This is a genomic window from Streptomyces sp. MnatMP-M17 (assembly GCF_900091995.1).
Classification (GTDB): domain Bacteria; phylum Actinomycetota; class Actinomycetes; order Streptomycetales; family Streptomycetaceae; genus Streptomyces.
In genome coordinates this window covers 1-1294 of sequence record NZ_FMDK01001240.1, presented here as the reverse complement: position 1 = coordinate 1294, position 1294 = coordinate 1, and the positions used below count along the sequence as shown (strand labels likewise).

Annotated in this window: 2 protein-coding genes and 1 pseudogene; 2 read left to right on the top strand and 1 reads right to left on the bottom strand. The window is 73.4% G+C overall.

Translation table 11 applies throughout. The features are described from left to right. The first annotated feature begins 154 nt into the window (after window positions 1-154). Complete coding sequence (locus GA0115259_RS40980) at window positions 155-325, top strand: hypothetical protein (RefSeq protein WP_161230636.1); 171 nt, start codon at window positions 155-157, stop codon at window positions 323-325. Next, entirely contained in the window at window positions 322-582 is a 261-nt protein-coding gene (locus GA0115259_RS38230; RefSeq protein WP_093605221.1) for a hypothetical protein, read from the top strand. Before GA0115259_RS40980 ends, GA0115259_RS38230 begins: the two co-directional genes overlap by 4 nt. On the opposite strand, the pseudogene GA0115259_RS42535 reads toward GA0115259_RS38230, so the two are convergent. Then, window positions 572-1294 (bottom strand): annotated as a pseudogene (locus GA0115259_RS42535) (hypothetical protein); the annotation flags it as partial. The gene GA0115259_RS38230 and the pseudogene GA0115259_RS42535 sit on opposite strands and share 11 nt — an antisense overlap.

Genomic DNA, 1294 nt, shown 5'->3' with positions numbered 1-1294 from the left:
GAGTCGGGCGGTCCGGTGACGGCGTGGTGGCCGGCGCCCTGGCGGCGGCTGATGTGGCTGCTCGGTGGCTGCTCGGTGGCGGACGGTCCGGTGTCCGAGCCGGTGTCGGAGGCGGTCGGCGGCCTGGGCACTCCGGTCCGGGACGCTGACGCCCGTGCTGACGTCCACGGCCGTTCCGGCGTCCACGCGCGCGCTCGTCCTCGTCCCGATGCTCGTTCCCGCTCCGACGCCCATGTCCGTGCTCGCGCTCGTCCTCGCTCCGATGTCCGCGCTCGCTCCGGTGCGCGCGCCCGGGCGGTTCCGGTCGCGGACAGGGAGGAGGTGAAGGAGCCGGAGTTCGAGCCGTACGACTTTCTGCTCGACGAGACCTGGCACGGGCGCGGTGCCCGGCAGACACGATGGGCGGCGATCAAGGCGGCGTCGAGCGGTCCGACGCCGGACTTCCCGGCCACGGGAACGGCGTCGGGGCCGCCCTCCGTCAAGAAAGACGGCCCCAGGAAGATCGGCCCCGACGGCTCCGCCCCGGATTCCGGCGCGGATTCCGGCGCGGCTCCGGGCATCGGCTCCGGTGTTACTCCTTGACGCCGAAGACCGGGACCAGCGAGGGCGGCAGCTCGTCATTGCAGGAGAGCTGGCCCGTCTTCGTCAGGGAGTCGTTGAGACAGGTGTAGTAGTCGCGGTAGACCAACTGCACGGTGAAGGTCGCGGCCACGATCGCCAGTGCGATTGCGGCCGTCACCAGCCCGCTCACCGCTGCCGTCGTCTGCTGTCGGCTTGACGCTCCGGCCGGGCCGGCCGGACCGTACGGAGGACCTTGGGCAGGGAGGGCGTGGCCGATGACGAGCCGCCGGACGACGGCCCGCCGGACGTCGCGTCGTCCCGGCCGGAGGACGATCCGTTCACCGGCTTGTTGCGCAGGGAGCTGATGCCCCAGTACAGCGCCAGCGAGCCGAGCAGCAGGGCGATCTCCGGGAAGTCGAAGAGCGCGAAGAAGAAGGCCCACATCCCGCCGAGGAGCGCGTAGCGGGCGCGGCGCTGGATCGGGTCCGTCGGATCCCAGCGCAGTCCGCCGCCACGGCCTCCCTCGGGACCGTCCTGGCCGTTCTGCTGCCCGTTCTGACCGCCGGGACGGCTGCCGAAGCCGCCCGTCGAGCGGCCCGGCTGTCGGCTGCTCCACTGGCTGCCCCAGCCGCTTCGGTCGGCGCCTGAGCCGTCGTCGGCCGGGCCCGCGCCTTCGGGCTGCCGAGGCCGCCACGGCTGGTCGGGCCTGCCCTCGGGCGGCGGGGCGAAAGGA